Origin of the sequence: Caballeronia novacaledonica (assembly GCF_900258035.1) — a bacterium.
GTDB classification, from domain to species: Bacteria; Pseudomonadota; Gammaproteobacteria; order Burkholderiales; family Burkholderiaceae; genus Caballeronia; species Caballeronia novacaledonica.
This window is the reverse complement of sequence record NZ_OGTP01000021.1, coordinates 22,062-42,878: the sequence shown is the minus strand read 5'-3', so window position 1 is coordinate 42,878 and position 20,817 is coordinate 22,062. Positions and strand designations below refer to the sequence as shown.

Below are 20,817 nucleotides of genomic sequence, written 5' to 3'. Positions count from 1 at the left end.
ACGGAGAACCTGGCCGAATGGCCGAGGTCCGACGCCCGGGTGAGTTGAGTTAGACTCGTTTTCGCTTCGCCTCGTCCCCAGAACATCAACGAGCGTCAAAACAGGAAGTCGATGCGCTATTCGTTCGAAATCAGGAAATTCATCTACAGCCAGTATTTCTTCGGCGGCTTGCGCATCGCTTTGGGCGTGTCGCTGCCCGCCGTCCTGATGCTCATCGTCTTTCATAATCGCGAGCTTGGTTTCACGATCGCAACCGGCGCGCTCGGGGCGTGCGTCGTCGACATGCCCGGCCCGCTCCGGCACAAGCACAACGAGATGCTCGCCTGCACGTTGATCGGCTTTTTCGCGGCGCTCGCGACAGGCATCGCGACCGCGCATCCGCTCACGCTCTGGCTGACCATCGTGCCGTTGACGTTCGTGCTGTCGCTGATCGTCGTGTATGGCAATCGCTGGCCGCAGATCAGCTTCGCGACGCTCTTCATGATGGTCGTCACGCTCGAAGAGCATTTCACGCCGATGCAGGCGCTCGTCAACGCTTCGTGGATTCTGCTGGGCGGCCTCTGGTACACGTACTGGGCGACGCTCGTGAGCCATCTGCTCGTGTATCGCATCGAGCAGCAGGCGCTCGCCGAAAGCATTTTCAGTTGCGCGGAGTACTTGCTGGCCCGCGCCGAGTTCTACGACGGCGACGCCGATCTCGACGAGTGCTACCGCGTGCTCATCGAAAAGCAGATTGCGACCGTCGAGCGGCAGGAGGCGGCGCGCGACATCGTGCTGCGCAACCTGCCGAAAGTGAAGAGCGGCAAGCTCGACGCGCGGCGCGCACGGCTTTTCAATCTTTTCATCAACGTGGTGGATCTGCACGAGTTCTTCGTCGGCGCGCATACGGACTATCCGCTCGTCAGAAAAACTTTCGCGGGCTCGGACGTGCTCATTTTTTATCGCGATCTGATGCGCAAGGCGAGCGCCGATCTCGAGGAAATCGGCCTCGCCGTGCTGCAGAACCATCCGGCCGGGCGGCAGATCAGCATGAAGGCCGAATTGCGCGCAATCGAGTACGAACTCGAACTGATGCGCAAGCACGGCCTGCCGGAGAAAAATCCCGAAGCATACGCGGCGGCGGCGGCAGTCTTCCGGCGTCTCTGGAGCGCGACGCGGCTCATCGACAAGATGCGCCGCCGCACGCGCGACGACGCGAGCGCAAACGAAAACGAAGTGCAGATCGATCACGCGCTGTCGCGGTTCATTTCGAGCCGGCGCGTGCCGCTCATGCAGATCTTCTCGAATCTCACGATGGCCTCGCCGAGCTTCCGGCACGCGCTGCGCGTGACGATCGCGGTGGGCATCGGCTTCTGGCTCGGGCGCCTGTTGCCGCTCACGAACGCGTACTGGATCGTGATGACCACGGTGATCATCCTGAAGCCCGGCTACTCGCTCACGAAGCAGCGCAACACGCAGCGGATCATCGGCACGGCGATCGGCTGCGCGGTGACCATCGCGCTGATTCTCGTCGTGAAGGAGCCGCATATTCTGCTCGTCGTGATGTTCGCGTCGATGGTCATGAGCTATAGCCTTCTGCTCTTCAACTACGCGGCGAGCGTGGTGTTCACCTCGTCGTATGTGCTGCTGATGTTCCATCTGCTCGCGCCGGGCAGCTTGCGGCTGATCGGCGAGCGCGCGATCGACACCGTGGTCGGCTGCGCGATCGCCATCGCGGCGAGCCATCTCTTCCCGTATTGGGAATACCGGTTGATGGGCAAGCTCGTGAAGGATCTGCTCGCCGCTACGCGCAATTATCTGGAAGCGAGCTGGTGGTGGCGCGCGAAGCCGGTCACGCCGGCGGAAAAAGCGCGCGCGGCGACTTCGCCGGCGGCGGAAACACCGGTCGATCGCGCGGTGTTCGCCGATGCCAATGCGGGCGCGGTGGCGTCGTCGTCGCTGGTCGCGGCTAACGAGGCGACCGCCGCCACGCCGCCGCTCGATCCGGCAGTCGTCGCCGATTCCGCGGTGAAAGCCGCGAGCGCCACGGCGCAGAGATTGTCGTCGGTCAGTATCGGGGAAAGCACGGCGGCCACGGCGAGCAAGGGCGCGTCCGCCGCGGCGACGGTCGCCGCCACCGCGCTCGACCGCGACTTCCGCTATCGGCTCGCGCGCAAGAACGTGCACATCGCGTTCGCCAATCTCGCGCAGGCGTTCCAGCGCATGATGCTCGAACCGAAGGCGCAACAGCGTTACGTCGCCGAATTGAACGATCTGCTCGTGCAAAGCCATGTGCTCGCTTCGCAGATCACCGCCGCCGCGCCGCTTTTACAGTCGCTCAATGAGGCGGGCGGCCAGCCGTTCGAACCGGTGCAGCGCACGTTCGGCGTCGTGCGCGACAACCTCGCCGACGCCGTCGGCGAACTGCCCGCCGAACCCAAGCCCGACGCGCCGCCCGCGCAAGCGGACGCGCTCAAGGAACTGCGGCGCGATCTGGACAAGATGGTCGTCGATGCCGAGCGCGCGCAATCGCTGTCCGCCGATGCGCTGCACGACCTCAAGCTGCTCGCGCATCAATGCAAGCAGATGCTGACGGCTTCATCGCTCATCGGCAAGGACGCGGCGCAGATTCGTCTGCCGGCGTGACCGCCGCTTGAAGTTACTGCGATGCGCCTATCGCGGGCACCGCGGGACGTACGTCGCTCGCGGCGGACGGCTGCGCGTTTTGCTGATCGAACTCGCGCTTTTCGCGAATCGCGTTGAAGAGAATCGTGCCGATCACGAGCAGCACCACGACAACGATGAACACGCTGACGGCGCGCGTCGGGTTCTTCGGCTTACCGTCCGGGCGGCGAGGATCGCGGGAGTCGTGGGTCATGAAAAGGTTCGTGGCGACGTTTCGGGAAAGACCCGACATGGTACTCGCGTTCGTTTTCAGTTGGGTTGCGGGTCAAACCGATTCCGTAACGGCCGATACGGTTCGCGGCACTTCGGCTCGCGTCGTTTCCGAACCTGCAAGTCGATGGCGAAATTCTCTGCTGCACCGCGCCGCTTGAAAGGCTCTCTCCGGCCGCCGATACTCATTGCGATTCCATGCGCGTCCGATCCCGGCGAGGGCAGGTGCCGGGATACCTAGTGACCGGACGTGTTGAGCCGCCCTCCCGGGCGGTTTTTGTTGTTACCGGTCGGGCATCGCTTAACCGTCCTAAGCTTGTCTGCTCGCGAACACTCAAGGCTCGAGCGTCGGCCTGACCGGCAGCGCCGTCGAATACTTGATCTGCTCCATCGCGAAACTCGAACTCACGTCGTACAAAGGCACCGCGCGAATGAGTTGCTTGTACACGCGGTCGTAGTCGTCGATATCGGACACCACGACGCGCAGCAGATAGTCCGTCTCGCCGCTCATCCGGTATACCTCGACCACTTCCGGAATATCGCGGACCGCGCGCGTGAAATCCTCCGCCCACGTCTGCGTGTGCTGATTCGTGCGCACCGCGACGAAAACCGTCGTGCCGACACCGAGTTTCTTCGGATCGCACAGCGCCACCTGCGCCCGGATCACGCCCGTCTCCTTCAGGCGCTGCACGCGCTTCCAGCAAGGCGTCTGCGACAGATTCACGCGCTGCGCGAGTTCCGCGATGGGCATTGTCACGTCGTTCTGCAGCAATTCGAGCAGTTTGCGGTCGATGAGGTCCATTCCCATGCTGCACCCCTAATAGGAAATTATTCTATTTCTTGATGTTCGAGCGAAATTATATGGAAACTAATTCTGGAGGCAAGCCGGTATAAATGAGTGGAACTGGCAATAACCAAAAGACGGCTCATCCACCATGCAACTCGAACATGTCAGCCGCCTGGCGCGGCCCTTTCCCCCGGCTTCTGCGGCGCTCGACCAACTGTGCCGCGAACTCGATGCCGCTTTCGCAGCCGCCGAAGCGGGTTCGAACGCGTCCTTCGGACAGCGCGTGCGACTCGCGCTGCAACGGGCCATCGCCGATCCGGGCGTGCTGCGTCCCGATCAGCGCGTGAGCAATCCGCAGAACTATTGCCGCCATTTGCTCGCCGCCGACCCGCTCAACCGCTACGCGATCGCCGCGCTCGTCTGGGCGCCGGGACAGGCGAGCCCGGTGCATGGTCATCAAACGTGGTGCGGCTATGCGGTGATCGAAGGCACGCTCGAAGAAACGCTGTATCGCTGGGATACGGACGAGCATCGCGCGATCGAAACGCGGCGTCATCCACGTCCGCCGGGCGCGGTGTCGTATGTGGACGCGGGACGCGGTGCGATTCATCGGCTCGGCCTTTCCGCCGATGCCGCCGCGCGCGCCGTCTCGCTGCATGTCTACGGCGTCGCGGGCGAGCAGATCGCCACACACGTCAACGATCTGCTGGCGGCCTGAAGAAAGCTCAGCCTTTTCCGGGCTCGGACGCCGTCGGAATCTGCGGCGGAATCGGCACGGATTGATCGGTCGGCGGGGGCGCGGGCTGCGGCTCGTGCGACACGTCGCGCGCCGCGACCTTCGCCTCGCGTGGAAGTCCCGGCCCGGCCGCGACTTCCTCCTCTTCCACGGGCGGCGGCGCCTCGCCCGTCCAGATGCGCCGCGCGCGGTCGCGCCCTTCGGCGGCGTCGGCGCCGAGCATCGCGTCGCGCGTCATCTGCACGTGCATCTGCGGCACGGGAATCTCCATGCCGGCTTCGTCCATCTTGCGCTTGATGCGCAGATTGAACGCCCGCGCGACGCTCCACTGCTGCAGCGGCCGCGTCTTGATCTGCCCTTTCACGACCATCCAGTTCGGATCGAAACGGTCCAGTCCCCACACTTCCACCGGACCGAGCATTTCCAGCCGATAGCGGAAATCGGACAGCATGTCGGCGCCGACTTCGCGAATCATCTGCGTGACTTCATCGACATCGGCAGAAAACGGCACGCGCACCTCGAACACGGCATACGCGAAATCGCGCGACAGATTCTTCACCGTCTTGATCTGCGAGAACGGAATGGCGTGGATCGCGCCCTGACCGTCGCGCAGGCGCACGGTGCGAATCGTCAGGCTTTCGACGATGCCCGCGTGCCCGCCCTCGACCTCGATCGAATCGCCGACCGAAATCGTGTCCTCGATGATGATGAAAAGCCCCGTGATCAGATCCGCGACGAGCGACTGCGCGCCGAAACCGACCGCCAGCCCGATCACGCCCGCGCCCGCGAGCAGCGGCGTCACGTTGAGACCGAGATTCGCCGCGGTGACGATCGCCGCGACCGTCAGCAGGAACACGAACACGACGTTGCGCACGAGCGGCAGCATCGTGCGCGCGCGCATGCTCGGGCCGCGCCCGCCGCGCCGCGCCGCGTCCGGCCTGAGCGCTTCCTGAATGCCGGTGTCGATGAGAATCCAGATCAGCCAGACGACGAAGAACGTCAGCACGATCATCGCGACCGCGTGCGTGATGCCGCGCGCGGCGACGCTCTCCTCGGCCATGTGGGCGAGCGAAAAGCCCCAGAAGCGCGACGACAGTTCGAGGAACACGAGCCATACGCCGACCACGATCATCGTGCCGACGAACTTGACGAGCCTGCGCACATACGCCGATTGCCGGCGCGGCTTTCTCGACTTGGGCCGCGTGATGCGCACGATGATCGCGGAGAGAAAGAACGCGACGACGAGCAGGCCCGCGGTCGCGATCGCCATCTGCAACACGTTTTCCGACGTGCCGATGCCCATCAGCGTCGCCACCACCGAAGCCGACGCGAGCAGCAGCAGCGGCAGTTGCCACAGCGACGCGACCACTTCGAAGGTCTCGGTCGCGGCCTTGCGCGTGTTGCGCTGCTCGTAGCTCCGGCTGCGGATCAGATGCGCGACGGGCCGCTGGAACGCGAGCGCGAAATACGCGGTGAGGCCCGCCGCGCCCATGTTCGCGCAGGTCGAGATGAGGCCCGCGAGATTGGTGCCGAGCTGCTGGGCGACGTCGTAATTGGCGGCGGCATCGCCGAGCGCGCCGAGCGTGCCGATCAGGAACAGCAGCCGCCGCGCGCGCAGGATCAGCAGGTTCACCGCGACGCGCCGGTGCGCCGAGCCGAACAGCGAGAACATGATGAGACAGATCGCCGAGAACACCGCGCCCGCGACGATCGCGTAGGCGGTGACCATCGCGAGCGTGCGTCCGAGCGACAGCGGCATGTAGTGCGTGAACGTCAGCGCCGCGAGAAACGCGAAGAGATACGGCGCCACGCGGCGCAGCGTGAAGAGCAGCAGTTCGCGCGTCGTCGGATTCGAGTGCAGGCCGTTGTCGATGCCATATCGCCCCCGCACGCGGCGTTGCAGATAGACGAGCGTCATCGCGCACGCGCCCCAGCCCGCGAGCGTCGCGAAGTAATTGAAGAGCGTGCGGCCGAAGGCCTCGCGGCTCTGGCTCGTGACGATCGTGAAAAGCTCGTTGCCGGCCGCGTTGAAGCGTCCGATCCAATAGGCGATCGGCGTCTTGCCGCGCTTCACGTCGGCTTCGATATTCGTGAGCGCCGACGCGATCGCGCCGAGCAGGCCCGCGTTCTGCGCCATGGTCGCCACCACCGACGATGTCGTCGAGCCGGATGTCGGCGTCGCGGCCGCCGCGCTCGTGCCGCTCGCCGACGCGTCCGCCGCTGCGGAAGCCGCCGTTGCGCCGGAGGCGGGAACCGTGGCGTCGGCGGCGCGTTTCGCGTCGCGCAGATGCTTCAACTGCGCGACGAGCGCGGCGCGCTGCTTGTCGCTGTCGAGCGTCGAGATGATGTTGTCGAGCGAGCGCGCCATGTCGGCATCGGACAGAGGGGGCGCGGACGCTGCATCCGGCGCCGATGCAGGCGCGGCCGGCGTGATCAGTTCCTGAAAGGTTGGCAGCGTGAGCGCGGGCCCCGCCTGGGCGGCAGGCGCCGCGAGCGCGATCGACGCGACGAACACGGCAAGCACCGAAGACAGGTGACGCTTGAGCGCGACGCCGGAAAACGCGAGCGCCGCCATCCAGGACATCGCGACAGACGCCGCCGCGCGCACGCGCGCGAGCTTGCGTGACTTCATAACGGTCTCGATTTCTGAAAGACCGCCAGTTTAGCGGCTGAGACACGAACGCCGCCCAACGGCGACGTAACCGAATGTTAAGTTGATTTGCGCCGATTTTTCAGACGAATGCGCGCTACTTGTCCATCTCCGTGCGGGTGCCGCTGCCGTCGGCTGCCGGGCTCGCCTGCGGACTCGACGCGCCGCTGCTCGTCGCGGACCATTCCTGCAGCTTGCGTCCCGCCGATTGCAGGCCGGCGCCCGTCGCGCTCGCGGCATTGTTGATGGCGGCGTTCGTCGCGCTCGCGGCGTTGTCGAAATTCGAGCGCGCCGTTGCGGCCACGCTGCTCGCCGACACGTCGGGCATCGATCCGGCACTATCGATGTTCTGTTGCGCCGACTGCTTCGCCGCATCGACCTTCTGGCCGACATAGCTCGCCGCCTGATCGAACTTCTGGCTCGTCTGGCTCGCGAGATTGTTCAATGCGCCCGCTGCCTGTCCGGCGGTCGCGTCGTGCTTCTCGCACGCGGCCAGCACGCCGAGCGCCGCGAGCGCCACGGCGATACGGCTCATGGGAGTCATTTGCATGGTGTTGCCTTCCGCCTGATTCGTGATCTCAAAACCCGCGCACATCATACGCTGCCGGTGCCACGCCGCTCCCGAATGCGGCACCGGCGTGTCACATGAGAAGCGCGACATGAATAGTAGACTGGTCTGCGCCGCCCGCTTTGCGCGCGGCACGGTGCGTCCGACAACTCATTCCCTGACGAGGTCCAGCGATGGCAGCGAAGAAGATTCTTTTCCTCACCGGCGATTTCGCCGAGGACTATGAAACGATGGTCCCGTTCCAGGCGCTTCAGGCGGTCGGCCATACGGTCGATGCGGTGTGCCCGGGCAAGAAGCGCGGCGAGTACGTGAAGACGGCGATCCACGACTTCGAGGGCGATCAGACGTACACGGAAAAGCCCGGCCATCGCTTCACGCTCAACGCAAGCTTCGACGATGTCGATCCCGGCCGTTACGACGCCCTCGCGATCGCGGGCGGACGCGCGCCGGAATATCTGCGTCTCGACGATCGCGTGCTCGAACTCGTGCGCCATTTCGCGCGGTCGAACAAGCCGATCGCCGCCGTCTGCCACGGCGCGCAGGTGCTCGCGGCGGCGGGTGTGATCGAGGGGCGGCGCATTTCCGCTTATCCGGCATGCGCGCCGGAAGTGCGGCTCGCCGGCGCGACCTTCGCGAACATCGCCGTGGACGACGCCGTCACCGATGCGAACTTCGTCACCGCGCCGGCGTGGCCCGCGCATCCGGCGTGGATCCGGCAATTTCTCGCGCTGCTCGGCACGCGAATCGAACTCTGAAACCTTGCATCATAGGGGAACCTGACTGGCGGGCGACTGGCCTCGCCGGTCATTTCCGGAACCGCCGCCGAGCGCGGCGCAGCAAATCACGGGAAATAGAATTTTCCCTCTACATTTAAGAGACCTCTGCTTTTGGCGGCGTACCCAGGTGACATATATTCGCGACGTCCCGCCTCCACTCAGTCTCGCATCATGCTTTTCATGAATTTCGCCGTCGCCCTCGTCGCCGGTCTGGTGCTGTTCGAGCCGTTCACTCGCGCTCCCAATTCCCCCTTCACCACGCCGCGCATGCGCCGCAATCTCGCCAGCCGCTCGTTCTATCAGGCGGGCGTGGCGTTTCTGACGGCGTTGTTCATCGCGACGAGCCCACCCGCGCCGGAGCGCATTTCGCCGCTCGTGGTGCTGTCCGTCGCGCTTCTGCTGGTGTGTGCGAGCATCTACTGGATTGTGCGCGGCAAGCGCCTGCTCAAGCAGCCTCGCGTATTCAACAACATGTACTGATTCCCTCGACGCGGCGCCCTGTGCGCCGCGTTCTGCATCGGGCGGTGAAGATCTCCACCGCCGACCTCCTCCCCTCCCGGTATTCCCTTCAGCGGCCGCGCACGGTGGCCCATGCCCTTCAGGTATATTCGCGCCAGAGCGCTTTGGCGAACGTGAGTACGAAAAAAAAGGCGCTACGTTTCCGTAGCGCCTTAAAAGTTCTAGCCATTCCGAGGGCCGTGCTAGAACCTGAGAGCCTGTATTTCGAGCCTTGAGCGGAAAGCGCCGACGCGCACATCACCTTCGGTTTCGAAATTCGGTTCCATTTTTTCCGGGATCACTGCCTAAGTCAAGCAAAACTTCACGGTTTGGGCAACTGCCCAAGTTCCGTTCAAGGCACGATGATTGCCAGAAAAGTTTCATCGTGAATACAGCTTATCGTGAAGGTTTGCATCGTTTGCAAGTTTCGCGATGCAGCGCTGTAGAATTGCGGCCGCCATCAAATAAAACAATGTTTCACAAAACAAATGCCTATGCAAAATGATCGGTCGCCGGGCCGGGAACGCGCCCGGGAAAAGGACGGCGAGGAAGTCACGGCGCTCGCGCGCGGGCTCGACGTATTGCGCCGGATCGCCGCCGCGGACGCGCCCGTGAGCAATCGCGAACTGACCGACTGGACCGGCATCCCCAAGCCCACGATCTCGCGCATCACCGCGACGCTCGTCGGTGTCGGGCTGCTGCTCCGGTTGCCCGACAGCGAACGTTTCGTGCTGACGGCATCGGTTCTCGAACTGAGCAACGGATTCTTGCGCAACTTCGATATTCGCGCACGGGCGCGCCCGTTCCTCATCCGGCTCGCGGAACGCACCGGCTTGTCCGTTCACCTCGCCGTGCGCGATCGTCTGGAGATGGTTGTAATCGATGCCATCCGGCCGCGCTCCGCCGTGCTCGTCTCGCGGCTCGAAGTCGGCGGCAGGATGGACCTCTGCCGCACGGCGGTCGGCCGCGCGTATCTCGCGGTCTTGTCGGAGCCGGACCGACATGCGCTCATCGGCAGCCTGCAGACCGCATCGGGCGACGACTGGCCGGCCATCGCGGGCGGCTTGCAGCGCGGCCTCGACGATGCGTTGCGCCTCGGCTTCGCGATTTCCGTCGGCGAATGGCATCAGGGGCTGAACGCGGTCGCGGCGGGATTCGTCGGGCCGTCGGAGGAGCGTTATTCGGTCAACTGCGGCGGGGCCGCGCATCAATGCCCGCACGACGTACTGATCGGCGAAGTCGCGCCGGCCCTGCTCGATTGCATCGAGCAGATCACGCGCGAGATCGGCGGCACGCGCGCGACGAACGCCATACGCGCCGCCGGTTAGACTACGCGACTGCACGGCGCGCGAGCGAAGCCCCGTCGAAAGCTCGCGTCGGCGCGCGTGTAACAGTCGTAATCAACAGAAAGAATGGCCGGTAGACGGCCCCCGGTGCGAGACGTAGCATCATGCTTCGCGCGCACCGGGGCCGCGCCGGATTCCCGGCCTGACTCGACAGGCAGGCTTTCCCGCCGCTTTCGACGGCCCCGCGATTTTCACGGCCTCCGCTTCGGTCACGGTTCATGCGCGCGGCGCATCGCCTTGCGCGTCCGAACCGTGACCGCCGCCCGTCCGCGCTCCGTACAGATTTGAAAGACCCAGCCACCGAACCGATGGACGACCAAAAGAATCCTCCCGCGCAGCCGCGCCCGAAGCCTCCGACGCCTCCGACGCCCGCCGCCATCGAATCCGCGCCGCGGCGGCGCCGTATCGTGCCGCTCATCGTCGCGATCCTGATCGTCGCCGGCGCGGTCGCGTGGTGGCATCCATGGAATCGCGGCAGCGGCGGCGGCGCGAGCGGCCAGCCCGAAGCGCGTCAGGGCGGGCGGCGTGGCGCGCAGGGCGCGGCGAGCCAGCCGCAGCCGGTGCACGTGGCGACCGTCACGCAAGGCGAAATGCCCGTCGTCATCAATTCGCTCGGCACCGTCACGCCGCTCGCGAACGTCACGGTCAAGACGCAGTTGAACGGCACGCTCGTTGACGTCGCGTTCAAGGAAGGCCAGATGGTCAAGAAGGGCGACGTCCTCGCGCAGATCGATCCGCGTCCCTACGAAATCTCGCTGCGCAACGCGCAAGGCGCGCTCGCGAAAGACCAGGCGTTGCTGCAGACCGCGCGTCTGGACTTGCAGCGCTATCAGACGCTGCTGTCGCAGGACTCCATCGCGAAGCAGCAGGTCGATACTCAAGCGTCGCTCGTGAAGCAGTACGAAGGCGCGGTGAAGTCGGATCAGGCGAACGTCGATACCTACAAGCTCGATCTGACCTACGCGCGCATCACCGCGCCGGTGTCGGGGCGTGTGGGCTTGCGTCAGGTCGATCCGGGCAACTACGTGACCACGGGCGACACCAACGGCGTCGTGGTCATCACGCAGTTGCAGCCGATCAGCGTGATCTTCACAACTTCCGAAGACAACCTCGCCGCCATTCTCAAGCCGCTGCACGCGGGCACGAAGATGTCCGTGACGGCGTACGACCGCGCGAACACCACGTCGCTCGAAGCGGGCTACCTCGAAACCGTCGACAACCAGATCGACACCACCACCGGCACCGTGAAGCTGCGCGCCACCTTCGACAACAAGGAGAGCATGCTCTTCCCGAATCAGTTCGTGAACACGAAGCTGCTCGTCGATGTCATCAGGAACGCGACCATCGTGCCCACCTCGGCGGTGCTGAACGGCTCGTCCGGTTCGTTCGTCTATGTCGTGAAGCCGGACAACACCGTCACGGTGCGCAACGTGAAGACCGGCCCGGTCGATGGCGAACGCACGAGCATCAAGTCCGGGCTGCAAGTGGGCGAGCGCGTGGTGATCGACGGCTCCGACCGCCTGAAGGAAGGCGCGAAGATCACGATTCCGGCCGAAAAAGCGCAAGCGGCCTCGGGCGCGTCCGGCGCGGCTGCGGCATCGGGCGCTTCCGGCGCGCATCGCGGCGGACATCGCCGGCAGCAGCAATCGCAGTGAGCGCTCACGCATAAAGCAACGAATCCGGCATGAACCCATCTCGCATTTTTATCCTGCGTCCGGTCGGCACGGCGCTCCTGATGGCGGCGATCATGCTGGTCGGCCTCGTCGCGCTGCGCTTTTTGCCGCTCTCGGCGCTGCCCGCCGTCGACTATCCGACGATCCAGGTCCAGACGTTCTATCCGGGCGCGTCGCCGGACGTGATGACATCGAGCGTCACCGCGCCGCTCGAAAAGCAGTTCGGGCAGATGGCGAGCCTGAACCAGATGTCGTCGCAAAGCTCGGCGGGCGCATCGGTCATCACGCTGCAGTTCAGCCTCGACTTGCCGCTCGATATCGCCGAGCAGGAAGTGCAGGCGGCGATCAACGCGGCGGGCAACCTGCTGCCGTCCGACCTGCCCGCGCCGCCGATCTACGCGAAGGTGAATCCCGCCGACGCGCCGATCATGACGCTCGCGGTGAGCTCGAAGACCCTGCCGCTCACGCAGGTCCAGGATCTCTCCGACACGCGCCTCGCGCAGAAAATCTCGCAGGTGGCGGGCGTGGGCCTCGTGTCGGTGAGCGGCGGCAATCGCCCCGCCGTGCGCATCCGGGCGAACACGCGCGCGCTCGCATCGTACGGGCTCAACATCGACGACCTGCGCACGACGATTTCGAATCTCAACGTCAACACGCCGAAGGGCAACTTCGACGGCCCGACGCGCGCCTACACGATCAACGCGAACGACCAGCTCACCGACGCCGACGCCTACAAGAGCGCGGTGGTCGCCTATCGCAACGGCCGCCCGATCATGCTGACGGACGTCGCGACCATCGTGCAGGGGCCGGAGAACACGAAGCTCGGCGCGTGGGTCGATGCCACACCCGCGATCATCCTGAACGTGCAGCGCCAGCCGGGCGCGAACGTGATCGCGGTCGTGGACGGCATCAAGAAAATCCTGCCGCAGTTGCAGCAGGCGCTGCCGGCGGCGCTCGACGTGCGCGTCGTCACGGACCGCACCACGACCATCCGCGCATCGGTTCGCGACGTGCAGTTCGAGCTCGCGCTCTCCGTCGTGCTGGTCGTGCTGGTGATCTACCTCTTCCTCGCGAACGTCTACGCGACGATCATCCCCAGCTTGTCCGTGCCGCTCTCGCTCGTCGGCACGCTCGCGATCATGTATCTGTGCGGTTTCTCGCTCGACAACCTCTCGCTGATGGCGCTGACCATCGCGACAGGCTTCGTCGTCGACGACGCCATCGTCATGATCGAGAACATCGCGCGCTATGTCGAAGAAGGCGAACCGCCGCTCGAAGCCGCGTTGAAGGGATCGAAGCAGATCGGCTTCACCATCATCTCGCTGACGGTTTCGCTCATCGCCGTGCTGATTCCGCTGCTCTTCATGGGCGACGTGGTCGGCCGCCTATTCCACGAATTCGCGATCACGCTCGCGGTGACCATCGTCATTTCGGCGATCGTCTCGCTCACGCTCGTGCCGATGATGTGCGCGAAGCTCCTGCGCCACACGCCGCCGAAGGAAAGCAAGCGCTTCGAGGCGCGCGCGCATCAGTTCATCGATTATGTGATCGGGCGTTATGCGGTCGCGCTCGAATGGGTGCTGGAGCGCCAGCGCGCGACACTGCTCGTGTTCGTGCTCACGCTCATTTTCACGGCCGTGCTGTACGTTTATATTCCGAAGGGCTTCTTCCCGACGCAGGACACGGGCGTCATTCAGGCGATCACGCAGGCGCCGCAGGCGGCGTCGTATCAGGCCGTCGCCCAGCAGCAGCAGGCGCTCGCGCAGAAGATTCTGCAGAACCCGGACGTGGAAAGCCTGACGTCGTTCGTCGGCGTCGACGGCACGAACATCACGCTCAACAGCGGGCGCATGCTCATCAACCTGAAGCCGCGCGACGACCGCAGCAACACGTCGAGCGACATCATCCGCACGATTCAGAGCGAAGTCGCGGACATTCCGGGCATCAAGCTCTACATGCAGCCGGTGCAGGATCTGACCATCGACTCGACCGTCAGCCCGACGCAGTATCAGTTCATGCTGACCGACCCGAATCCGTCCGAATTCGCGGAATGGGTGCCGAAGCTCGTCGAGCGCCTGCAACACACGGCGATCCTCACCGATGTCGCCACCGACCTGCAGCAAAACGGCCAGTCGGTGTACATCGAGATCGACCGCGAGACGGCCGCGCGCTTCGGCATCACGCCCGCGACCGTCGACAACGCGCTTTATGACGCGTTCGGCCAGCGGATCATCTCGACGATCTTCACGCAGTCGAACCAGTACCGCGTGATTCTCGAAGCCGAGCCGAGCGACGCGCACTACAGCGACACGCTCAACGGCATCTATCTGCCCTCCTCCACCGCGAGCAACGGGCAGGTGCCGCTTTCGGCCATCGCGAAGTTCCACGAGCGCGCCGCGCCGCTGCTCGTCACGCACTTGGGCCAGTTCCCCGCGACGACCGTCTCCTTCAATCTCGCCAAGGGCGCGTCGCTCGGCGAAGCGGTGAAGGCGATCGAACAGGCGAAGGAGGACATCGGCCTGCCCGCGTCGTTCCAGATCCGCTTCCAGGGCGCGGCGCTCGCGTTCCAGGCTTCGCTCTCGAACGAACTGTTCCTGATTCTCGCGGCCATCGTGACGATGTACATCGTGCTCGGCGTGCTGTACGAGAGCTTCATCCATCCGATCACCATTCTTTCGACGCTGCCGTCCGCCGGCGTCGGCGCGCTGCTCTCGCTGATGATCACCGGGCACGATCTCGACATCATCGGCATCATCGGTATCGTGCTGCTGATCGGCATCGTGAAGAAGAACGCGATCATGATGATCGACTTCGCGCTCGAAGCCGAACGCGAGGAAGGCAAGCCGCCGCGCGAGGCGATCTTCCAGGCGTGCCTGCTGCGCTTCCGCCCGATTCTCATGACGACGATGGCCGCGCTCCTCGGCGCGTTGCCGCTCATGCTCGGCTGGGGCGCGGGCTCGGAGTTGCGGCATCCGCTCGGCATTGCGATCGTCGGCGGTCTGATCGTGTCGCAATTGCTCACGCTCTTCACGACGCCGGTGATCTATCTAGGCTTCGATTCGCTCGCCCGCAGGCTGCGCGCGCGTTTTCACCGAGGCACGCCCCCGGCGCCGGCCAGTGAGGGACGCTGAGCCATGAACCTGTCGCGCATCTTCATCGCCCGGCCGGTCGCAACGACGCTGCTCGCGATCGGCATCGCGCTGGCGGGCATGTTCGCGTTCGTGCGCCTGCCCGTCGCGCCGCTGCCGCAGGTCGATTTTCCGACGATCTCCGTGCAGGCGTCGCTGCCCGGCGCGAGTCCGGAGACGGTCGCGACGAGCGTCGCGAGCCCGCTGGAGCGGCATCTCGGCACCATCGCCGACGTGAGCGAGATGACGTCGATGAGTTCGGTCGGCTCGACGCGCATCACGCTGCAATTCGGCCTCAATCGCGACATCGACGGCGCCGCGCGCGACGTGCAGGCCGCGATCAACGCCGCGCGCGCCGATCTGCCGACCGCGCTGCGCCAGAACCCGACCTACCACAAGGTCAATCCCGCCGACGCGCCGATTCTCGTGCTCGCGCTGTCGTCGCCCACGCGCACGGCGGGCTCGCTGTACGATTCCGCCGCGACCGTGCTGCAGCAGACGCTGTCGACCGTGCCGGGCGTCGGCGAAGTCGACGTGAGCGGCTCCGCGAATCCGGCGGTGCGCGTCGAGCTGGAGCCGGGCGCGCTCTTTCACTACGGCATCGGACTGGAAGACGTGCGCGCGGCGCTCGCGTCGGCGAACGCGAACAGTCCGAAGGGCGCGATCGAGTTCAAGGGCAACCGCGTCCAGCTCTACACCAACGATCAGGCGAGCAAGGCTTCGCAGTACAAGGATCTCGTCGTCGCGTACCGCAACGGCTCGGCGGTGAAACTCTCGGATGTCGGCGAAGTGGTCGATTCGGTCGAAGACCTGCGCAACCTCGGTCTCATCAACAACAAGCGCGCGGTGCTCGTGATTCTCTATCGCCAGCCGGGCGCGAACATTATCGAGACGATCGACCGCGTCAAGTCGATGCTGCCGCAGCTTCAGGCGGCGCTGCCCGCCGACGTGCAGATCACGCCGACCGCCGACCGCTCGACCACCATCCGCGCATCGCTGCACGATACCGAACTGACGCTCGTGATCGCGGTGGCGCTCGTCGTGATGGTCGTGTTCCTGTTCCTGCGCAACTGGCGCGCAACGCTGATACCGAGCGTCGCCGTGCCGATTTCGATCATCGGCACCTTCGCGGCCATGTATCTGCTCGGCTTCTCGCTCGACAACCTCTCGCTGATGGCGCTGACCATCGCGACGGGCTTCGTCGTCGACGACGCGATCGTCGTGCTGGAGAACATCACACGGCACGTGGAGAAAGGCGTGCCGCGCATGGAGGCCGCCATTCTGGGCGCGCGCGAGGTCGGCTTCACGGTGTTGTCGATCAGCGTGTCGCTCGTCGCGGTGTTCCTGCCTATCTTGCTGATGGGCGGCATCGTCGGGCGGCTGTTCCGCGAGTTCGCGCTGACGCTTTCGCTCGCGATCGCGGTGTCGCTCGTCGTGTCGCTGACCGTCACGCCGATGATGTGCTCGCGCCTGCTCGACGAACCGCACGAGCGCAAGGAAGAAGGCCGCGTCGCGCGCTGGCTCGAGCGCCAGTTCGACCGCATGCAGCGCGCCTACGCGCGCACGCTCGGCTGGGCGCTCGCGCATCCGCGCACGATTCTGCTGATTCTGCTCGCGACCATCGGGCTGAATATTTACTTGTACGTCATCGTGCCGAAGGGCTTTTTCCCGCAGCAGGACACGGGGCGCATCATCGGCGGCATTCAGGCGGACCAGAGCACGTCGTTCCAGGCGATGAAAATCAAGTTCACGGAGATGATGAAGATCGTCGAGGCGGACCCGGCTGTCGATAGCGTCGCGGGCTTCACCGGCGGGCGTTCGACCAACTCGGGCTTCATGTTCATCTCGCTCAAGCCGAAGAGCGAGCGCAAGGTGTCCGCCGACCAGGTGATCAACCGTCTGCGCACGCCGCTCGCGGATGTCGCGGGCGCGCGCACGTTCCTGCAGGCGGTGCAGGACATTCGCGTGGGCGGACGGCAGTCGAACGCGCAGTATCAGTTCACGCTGCTGTCCGACACGACCTCCGATCTCTACAAGTGGGGACCGCTGCTCACCGACGCGCTGCAAAAGCGCCCCGAACTCACCGACGTCAACTCCGACCAGCAACAAGGCGGCCTCGAAGCGATGGTCACGTTCGACCGCTCGACCGCCGCGCGCCTCGGCATCAAGCCCGCGCAGATCGACAACACGCTCTACGACGCGTTCGGCCAGCGCCAGGTCTCGACCATCTACAACCCGCTTTCGCAGTATCACGTGGTGATGGAACTCGCGCCGAAATACTGGCAGAACCCGGAGACGCTCAAGCAGATTTACGTCAGCACGTCGGGCGGCACGGCGAGCGGATCGGCATCGACGCAATCGACGACCACCACGGCTTCCACATCGGCTACCGGCTCGACGGGCGCGGGCGGCGCGTCCACCAGCGCGACCGACACCAACGCCGCGCTCGCGCTCGCCGCCGTGAAGAACTCCGCCACCAACGCGATCGCGGCGACGGGCAAGAACGGTTCGTCGTCGGGCGCGGCGGTATCGACGTCGAAGGAAACCATGGTCCCGTTGTCGGCCATCGCGAAGTTCGGGCCGGGCAATACGCCGCTTTCGGTGAATCACCAGAGCCAGTTCGTCGCGTCGACGATCTCGTTCAACTTGCCGCCGGGCAAGTCGCTGTCCGAGGCGACCGCCGCCATCTACGAAACCATGGCCGAAATCGGCGTGCCGCAGACCATCCACGGCAGTTTCCAGGGCACGGCGCAGGCGTTCCAGCAATCGCTCAACGACCAGCCGCTGCTGATTCTCGCGGCGCTGGCGGCCGTGTATATCGTGCTTGGAATCCTGTACGAGAGCTACATCCATCCGATCACGATTCTTTCGACGCTGCCGTCGGCGGGCATCGGCGCGCTGCTTGCGCTGCTGCTGTTCAAGACCGAGTTCAGCATCATCGCGCTGATCGCGGTGATTCTGCTCATCGGCATCGTCAAGAAGAACGCGATCATGATGGTCGACTTCGCGATCGAGGCGACGCGCCACGGCGCACAGACGCCGCAAGACGCGATCCGCGAAGCGTGCCTGCTGCGCTTCCGCCCGATCATGATGACCACGGCGGCCGCGCTGCTCGGCGCGCTACCGCTCGCGTTCGGCACCGGCGAAGGCTCGGAGATGCGCGCGCCGCTCGGCATCGCCATCGTCGGCGGGCTGATCGTGAGCCAGATGCTGACGCTCTATACGACGCCCGTCGTCTATCTCTATATGGACCGCTTCCGCATTCGCGCGGAAGCGCGGCGTGCGCGTCGCCAGGGCCGCGCGCGTCCGGCGAACGCCACGGAGTGAAAATGCTGCGGGCGCAAACGCGTCCCGCAGCACACCGTCCGAAAATGACCTACTTTGTCGGGTAAAGCGGTAAAGACCCACGGCGAAGGAGCGTCCCGCATGAAAACGCTGAAGGTTCTGCTGATCGGCGCGCACGGCCGCACGGGCCGGCTCATCGCCGGGCGTCTCCATGAAGCGGCCACGCCCTTTCGCGCCATGCTGCGCAAATCCGCCCACAAGAGCGAGTTCGCGGCGATGGGCGCCGAAATCGTCCTCGGCGATCTCGCCAACGACTTCTCCCACGCCTTCGACGACATCACGCATGTGATCTACGCGGCCGGATCGGCGGATACGGACAGCGTGCACGAGGAACGCGCGATCGACCGCGACGCCGTCATGCGCACCGCCGACTACGCTAAACGCAGGCGCGTGCAGCAGCTCGTGGTCATCAGCGCGTTGTCGGCGTTTTATCCGGAGCGCAGCGGCTTTGCGCTGCGCCACTATTCGCGGATGAAACGCGAAGCCGACGAATACGTCGCGCATCGCGGCGTGCCTTATGCGATTCTGCGGCCCGGACCGCTATCGGATGGACCGGCGCACGGCGCGGTCGCGCTTGCCGGCGAACTCACGAAACACACGCCCGAGGTGTCGCGCGCAGACGTCGCGCGCATCGCGCTGCAATGCGTGACGCTCGGAATCAGCAACCGGATGATCGCGTTCGCCGGCGGCGATGAGCCCATCGATATCTTGCTGGATTCGCTCAGGTTCGAACCCGCGCGCAGCCTCCGTCACGCCGCGCCGACGAGCCGGTAGCCGACGCCCGTTTCCGTCACGATATGCTCGGGCTGCGCGGGATCGCGCTCGAGCTTCTGACGCAGATGCGCCATGTAGATGCGCAGATAATGCGGGCTTTCGACATGCGACGGCCCCCACACTTCCACCAGCAGTTGCCGATGCGTCAGCACGCGCCCCGCGTGGCGCACGAGCGTCGATAGCAGGCGATATTCGATCGGCGTCAGATGCACGTTCTCGCCGTGCTTCGTGACGCGGCGCAGCGCGAGATCGACGCTGACATCGCCGAACGCGACGACCGGCGTCTCGCTCGCCTGCGCCTGATTGCGCCGCCGCAGATGCGCGCGAATCCGCGCCATCAGCTCGGACACGCCGAAGGGCTTCGTGAGGTAATCGTCGGCGCCGGCGTCGAGCGCGGCGACTTTCTCCTCTTCCTGCGTGCGCGCCGACAGCACGATGATCGGCAGCTCGGTCCAGCCGCGCAGTTCGCGGATCACGTCGATGCCGTCGGTGTCGGGCAGACCGAGATCGACGATCACGAGATCGGGCTTGCGCGTCGCGGCTTCGACGAGCCCCTTCTGGCCCGTCTCCGCCTCGTGAACCGTCATGCCCTGCGCTTCGAGCGACACGCGCACGAAGCGGCGAATCTGCTTTTCATCCTCGATCAGGACGACGGTCGCCGTCAGGTTCGAACTCAAGGCAGAAGAATGGTCGAGCCCGAGGTCTTGCGCGCTTCGAGTTCTTCATGCGCGCGCGCCGCGTCGGACAAGGGATGGCGCTGGCGCACGTTCGTCTTCACCTTGCCCGACGAGACGACTTCGAACAGTTCCGCCGCCATCGTGTCGAGATCGCTGCGTTTGGCGATGTAGCTGAAGAGGGTCGGCCGCGTGAAATACAGGGAGCCGCGTCCCGCGAGTTCCGACGAATCGAGCGGCGGCAGCGGCCCCGACGAATTGCCGAAGCTGACGAAGAGGCCGAGCGGCGCAAGGCAATCGAGGGACGCGATATACGTGTCCTTGCCGATAGAGTCGTAGACCACCGGCACGCCCGCGCCGTTGGTGATCTCGCGCACGCGCTGCGTGAAGTTCTCGCGCGTGTAGACGATCGGGTGATCGCAGCCGTGCGCCTTCGCAAGCTCGGCTTTCTCGTCCGAGCCGACGGTGCCGATCACCGTCGCGCCGAGCGCCTTTGCCCACTGGCACGCAATCATGCCGACGCCGCCCGCCGCCGCGTGGATCAGCACGGTGTCGCCCGCTTTCACGCGATACGTCCGCCGCAGCAGATATTGCGCGGTCAGTCCTTGCAGCATGATCGACGCGGCGTCTTCGTAGCCGATCGAATCGGGCAGCTTGACGACATAATCCGTCGCCATCACGCGCTCTTGCGCATACGCGCCCGGCGGACGCGACGCGTATGCGACACGATCGCCCGGCTTGAATTGCGTGACGCCTTCGCCCACGGCCGTCACCTCGCCGGCGGCTTCCATGCCGAGGCCGCCAGGCAGCGGCATCGGATAGAGACCGGTGCGGAAGTACACGTCGATGAAATTCAGCCCCACCGCGTGATGCTTCACGCGGATCTCGCCCTTGCCCGGCGCGCCCACGTCCACGTCGACCCACTTCATGACTTCCGGGCCGCCTGCCTTGTCGAATCGGATTGCCTTGGTCATCGTTTCGTTCTCCT

At 65.1% G+C, this 20,817-nt stretch carries 15 protein-coding genes; 9 read left to right on the top strand and 6 right to left on the bottom strand.

Annotated features, from left to right (window positions below):
- Positions 1 to 111: 111 nt before the first annotated feature.
- Positions 112 to 2,625, top strand: coding sequence for an FUSC family membrane protein (locus tag NOV72_RS24450; protein ID WP_106857136.1), 2,514 nt, complete (start codon positions 112 to 114; stop codon positions 2,623 to 2,625).
- A 13-nt stretch (positions 2,626 to 2,638) separates the two neighbouring features.
- Here NOV72_RS24450 and NOV72_RS24445 read toward each other — a convergent pair whose 3' ends face one another.
- Both NOV72_RS24445 and NOV72_RS24440 read right to left on the bottom strand, forming a co-directional pair.
- Positions 2,639 to 2,857: a hypothetical protein gene (locus NOV72_RS24445; protein ID WP_106857135.1), complete on the bottom strand. Its 219-nt coding sequence runs from the start codon at positions 2,855 to 2,857 to the stop codon at positions 2,639 to 2,641.
- 351 nt (positions 2,858 to 3,208) lie between these two features.
- Positions 3,209 to 3,682 carry an Lrp/AsnC family transcriptional regulator gene (locus NOV72_RS24440; protein ID WP_106857134.1) on the bottom strand — a complete coding sequence of 158 codons (474 nt, stop codon included), beginning with the start codon at positions 3,680 to 3,682 and terminating at the stop codon, positions 3,209 to 3,211.
- A gap of 127 nt (positions 3,683 to 3,809) precedes the next feature.
- On the opposite strand from NOV72_RS24440, the gene NOV72_RS24435 reads away from it, so the two are divergent.
- Positions 3,810 to 4,379, top strand: a complete 570-nt coding sequence (locus tag NOV72_RS24435) for a cysteine dioxygenase family protein (RefSeq protein ID WP_106857133.1) — start codon at positions 3,810 to 3,812, stop codon at positions 4,377 to 4,379.
- Positions 4,380 to 4,386: 7 nt separating this feature from the next.
- On the opposite strand, the gene NOV72_RS24430 is transcribed toward NOV72_RS24435, so the two are convergent.
- Both NOV72_RS24430 and NOV72_RS24425 read right to left on the bottom strand, forming a co-directional pair.
- Positions 4,387 to 7,029 (bottom strand): mechanosensitive ion channel family protein, encoded by a 2,643-nt coding sequence (locus NOV72_RS24430; RefSeq protein WP_106857132.1) that lies wholly within the window; start codon positions 7,027 to 7,029, stop codon positions 4,387 to 4,389.
- A 115-nt stretch (positions 7,030 to 7,144) separates the two neighbouring features.
- A complete protein-coding gene (locus NOV72_RS24425) occupies positions 7,145 to 7,597 on the bottom strand; it encodes a BCAL1086 family glycoprotein (protein ID WP_106857184.1) in 453 nt (150 codons plus the stop codon).
- Between the two features lie 191 nt (positions 7,598 to 7,788).
- Here NOV72_RS24425 and NOV72_RS24420 point away from each other — a divergent pair, with 191 nt between their 5' ends.
- The 7 genes from NOV72_RS24420 (at position 7,789) to NOV72_RS24385 (ending at position 19,155) form a co-directional block, all read left to right on the top strand.
- Positions 7,789 to 8,370: a DJ-1/PfpI family protein gene (locus NOV72_RS24420; RefSeq protein ID WP_106857131.1), complete on the top strand. Its 582-nt coding sequence runs from the start codon at positions 7,789 to 7,791 to the stop codon at positions 8,368 to 8,370.
- Positions 8,371 to 8,571: 201 nt separating this feature from the next.
- The gene (locus NOV72_RS24415) at positions 8,572 to 8,871 is read left to right on the top strand and encodes a hypothetical protein (protein ID WP_146150040.1); all 300 of its coding nucleotides are present in this window, start codon (positions 8,572 to 8,574) and stop codon (positions 8,869 to 8,871) included.
- Between the two features lie 512 nt (positions 8,872 to 9,383).
- The gene (locus NOV72_RS24405) at positions 9,384 to 10,217 is read left to right on the top strand and encodes an IclR family transcriptional regulator (protein WP_106857128.1); all 834 of its coding nucleotides are present in this window, start codon (positions 9,384 to 9,386) and stop codon (positions 10,215 to 10,217) included.
- Between the two features lie 326 nt (positions 10,218 to 10,543).
- Positions 10,544 to 11,890, top strand: coding sequence for an MdtA/MuxA family multidrug efflux RND transporter periplasmic adaptor subunit (locus NOV72_RS24400; protein ID WP_106857127.1), 1,347 nt, complete (start codon positions 10,544 to 10,546; stop codon positions 11,888 to 11,890).
- Positions 11,891 to 11,919: 29 nt separating this feature from the next.
- Positions 11,920 to 15,039, top strand: coding sequence for an MdtB/MuxB family multidrug efflux RND transporter permease subunit (locus NOV72_RS24395; protein ID WP_106857126.1), 3,120 nt, complete (start codon positions 11,920 to 11,922; stop codon positions 15,037 to 15,039).
- 3 nt (positions 15,040 to 15,042) lie between these two features.
- Positions 15,043 to 18,363: an efflux RND transporter permease subunit gene (locus NOV72_RS24390; protein WP_106857125.1), complete on the top strand. Its 3,321-nt coding sequence runs from the start codon at positions 15,043 to 15,045 to the stop codon at positions 18,361 to 18,363.
- 99 nt (positions 18,364 to 18,462) lie between these two features.
- Positions 18,463 to 19,155 carry an SDR family oxidoreductase gene (locus NOV72_RS24385; RefSeq protein ID WP_106857124.1) on the top strand — a complete coding sequence of 231 codons (693 nt, stop codon included), beginning with the start codon at positions 18,463 to 18,465 and terminating at the stop codon, positions 19,153 to 19,155.
- Here the strand turns inward: NOV72_RS24385 and kdpE are convergent.
- Positions 19,131 to 19,832 carry a two-component system response regulator KdpE gene (gene kdpE, locus NOV72_RS24380; protein WP_106857123.1) on the bottom strand — a complete coding sequence of 234 codons (702 nt, stop codon included), beginning with the start codon at positions 19,830 to 19,832 and terminating at the stop codon, positions 19,131 to 19,133. The genes NOV72_RS24385 and kdpE overlap by 25 nt on opposite strands.
- The gene (locus NOV72_RS24375) at positions 19,829 to 20,803 is read right to left on the bottom strand and encodes a quinone oxidoreductase family protein (RefSeq protein ID WP_106857183.1); all 975 of its coding nucleotides are present in this window, start codon (positions 20,801 to 20,803) and stop codon (positions 19,829 to 19,831) included. Before NOV72_RS24375 ends, kdpE begins: the two co-directional genes overlap by 4 nt.
- Between the last annotated feature and the right edge of the window lie 14 nt (positions 20,804 to 20,817).